The organism is Priestia sp. P5_B4, assembly GCF_056400385.1.
The window spans coordinates 1-1822 of sequence record NZ_JBFULJ010000776.1; the positions used below are offsets into that span (position 1 = coordinate 1).

The following is a 1822-nucleotide window of genomic DNA, read 5'->3' on the forward strand; positions in this document are numbered from 1 at the left end:
AGATAAAGCTGTAGTTTGCTTTGCGATTTTCTTAATATTCATCTGTTTTTCTCCCTTTTGTATAATACCTTTTCTTGTGTCACTCACAAGCAATTCATTTTCTATGTATCGAGAAGTCATATCAATCTGGTGAAATAACAGAACCGGTTCCATTACCTTTCCAAGATTACTTGCATAATATTGAAAAGTCAAATAGGTAAAATGGAGTAATCATCTCATTTTTTCTCCCMTTATATTTTTCATTTGGTTATAAAGTCTTAAACCTTCAACTTTTTGATTAAATGGGCAAATTCATCATCATATTTAACCTGATATTTTTTATAAGCTCTTCTACAGCTGTTTAAGTAAGCCATTTTCAAAAAAATATCGTTAATGTATTTTTTGTGAAATAGTGGAATAATTTATTATATAATAGTTCCTATTGGCAATAATAAGAGACAAAAGAATTAGATAATTACTTTTCAATTTGATTCTTTTATCCTGTTAAATTTTATGTAGCTTTTCACGAGAAATCGCTATCATTTTAATGAATCAATAATACATTTTTCAGGAAATCAAAAAGAGCTCTTTATAAAGAGCTCTTTTTGACGTCATTTATGCTGTTTTTAAATAGCAGTTCTTATTTAAGAATCAAGTTCCGCAGTACGTTTGATAAGGCTGATTAGACGGAGCAGACGGTGTACAATACTCTGGCTGAACCGGAGATTCATATGGGCTGGAAAGCACTTCAAGAAGGGTTTCCATGACGCTGTAGTCTTCTTTTTGTGCTGCGTCTAACGCTTCTTCCACTCGGTGATTTCGAGGAATGACAGCCGGATTATTATTTTTCATAAGCTCTTGTGACTCCGCTTTAGATTGTTTTTGTCTACCTAATCTTTTCTGCCATAGCTCATGCCACTGTGCAAATTCTTTGCTTTCAAACAAGTCACTATTTTCTAGCTTATCGAAAGTTAATGCACGAAACGTATTTGTATAGTCAGCTTTATAGGTTTTCATTATTGTAAGAAGGTCTTGGAATAATGCTTCATCTTCTTTTTCTTCGTTAAAAAGCCCAAGTTTAGCCTGCATACCTGCCAGCCAGTTTTCCCGATAGAATTTTGGAAATTCGGTCACAGCGCTTTGCGCTATTTCAACTGCTTTTTCTATATCTTGATCCAATAGCGGTAATAAAGCCTCAGCAAACCTCGCAAGATTCCACCCTGTAATGCCTGGTTGATTTTGATAAGCGTAGCGCCCTTGTACATCAATTGAACTAAATACAGTTTCTGGATCATAGGTATCCATAAATGCACATGGTCCGTAATCAATTGTTTCTCCACTAATTGTCATATTATCCGTATTCATGACGCCGTGAATAAAACCAATAAGCTGCCATTTAGCAACTAGGGTAGCGTGACGCTTAATCACTTCTTGAAGCAATGATAAATATTTTTTTTCGTTCTTTTCTATGTGGGGAAAGTGACGTTCTAATGCATAGTCAGCTAAAGCTTGAAGGTTTTCGACCGTTCCCCATTTTGCAGCGAACTGAAATGTGCCAAAACGAAGGTGACTGGAAGCTGCACGCGTCAAAATCGCCCCCGGCAGTTCTTTTTCACGAACAATGGATTCACCTGTTGTTACGACTGCTAGGCTCCGAGTAGTCGGAATACCAAGAGCATGCATGGCTTCACTAATAATATACTCACGCAGCATAGGTCCTAGAGCTGCCCGGCCGTCTCCTCCTCGKGAATACGGTGTTCGGCCTGAGCCTTTAAGCTGAAGGTCTACTTTCTCACCCGAAGGCGTAACTTGCTCCCCTATCAGCATAGCCACCGTATTCCCG

General features: G+C 37.7%; 2 protein-coding genes. Both read right to left on the reverse strand.

The window, feature by feature from the left end; all coding sequences use genetic code 11:
- A partial coding sequence (locus AC1DRF_RS25830) for a hypothetical protein (protein WP_477742058.1) occupies positions 1-192 on the reverse strand: 192 nt, incomplete at its 3' end.
- A 438-nt stretch (positions 193-630) separates the two neighbouring features.
- The coding region (locus AC1DRF_RS25835; protein WP_477742059.1) for a protein adenylyltransferase SelO at positions 631-1822 on the reverse strand (1192 nt) is incomplete at its 5' end.